Source organism: Kitasatospora sp. NPDC091257, from assembly GCF_044757675.1.
In the GTDB taxonomy this organism is placed as follows: Bacteria; Actinomycetota; Actinomycetes; order Streptomycetales; family Streptomycetaceae; genus Kitasatospora; species Kitasatospora lactacystinica.
In genome coordinates, this window is record NZ_JBIVVI010001783.1 from 1 (window position 1) to 1,216 (window position 1,216).

Annotated in this window: 1 protein-coding gene; it reads right to left on the minus strand. The window is 77.1% G+C overall.

Going from position 1 to position 1,216, the window contains the following annotated elements:
* Window positions 1–98: 98 nt before the first annotated feature.
* Complete coding sequence (locus tag ACIQOV_RS42010) at window positions 99–1,091, minus strand: Lrp/AsnC family transcriptional regulator (RefSeq protein WP_401056487.1); 993 nt, start codon at window positions 1,089–1,091, stop codon at window positions 99–101.
* Window positions 1,092–1,216 lie beyond the last annotated feature (125 nt).

The window sequence follows — 1,216 nt, forward strand, 5'->3', positions numbered from 1 at the left end:
CTCACCGGGTGCCACCACCCTGCCCGGTGCGGCGGCGGGCGTCGATTACCCCGCGGGTAACGGCCGTCGGGTGCCCGGCGGGAATTGTCAGACACGCCCTACGGCCTCCGGGGCGGCTGCCGGAGCAGCACGCCCGCCCGCTTCACCGCGCGGGCGGTGATGGTGGTCTCGGCGCGGGCGACGCCGAGCGGGCCGAGGGCGTCGGTGAGGAAGCGGTACAGCTCGCCGTGGTCCGGGCAGAACACCGTGGCCAGCAGGTTGGCCGGACCGCTGGTGGCGAACACCCCGTGCACCTGCGGGTGACGGGCCAGCGCCGCCCCGACCTCGGCGATCCGGCCGGGCGGCACGTCCAGCCAGAGGTTGGCGTCCACGGCCATGCCGAGCAGCCGCGGATCCACGGTGGCGTGGGTGCGCAGCAGCCCCGCCCCGTCGAGCCGGTGCAGCCGGCGGCGCACCGTGGACTCGGGCGCGCCGACGGCCGCGGCCAGCACGGCGTGGGACTGCCGGGCGTCCTCGCCCAGCCGCTCCAGCAGCGCGCGGTCGAGGCCGTCCAGCGGCGGGGGTGCGGCGGGGCGCGGGACGGCGGGCCGGGCGAGCGCCTCGGCCTCCTCCTCGGTCAGGTGCCCGGCCTGCCACTGCCCGGCGTCGGCGAAGGCGTGCAGCACCGCGTGGGTGGTGGTCTCGGTGACGGCGCCGGTCGCGGGCAGCTGCCCGTACAGCAGCCGGTCGCGGGAACCGGCGTCGGTGAGCATCACGGCGCCGACCTCGTGGCCGCCGAGCATCACGTCGACGAACGGGACGTCGGGGCGGTCGGCAAGGGCCTGGGCGATGGCGTCCACCCGGCCGCTCAGCACCCGGACCCGCAGCAGCAGCGCGCCCACGGCCGCGTCCTCGACGTCCGGCAGCCGGACCACCCGCAGCACCCCGGCCTGCCGCATCCGGCCCAGCCGGCGGGTGACCGTCCGCGCGGACACGCCCAGGACCTCGGCGATCCGGCCGGGCTCGGCCCGTCCGTCCACCTGGAGGGCGCACACCAGGCGGCGGTCGAGGACGTCCAGCACACTGTCCGGATCGGCGGTGGAGAGGTCCATGGTGTCCGATCCCCGTCACTCTCGGCGGCTTCTGCGTCCTGTTCGGCAGCCCTGACGGTACTCCTTGTCCCGGGCGGCCGGAGCACACCGGCCCCGAGCCCCGGTCGGAAGCTCCGGTCCGGGGG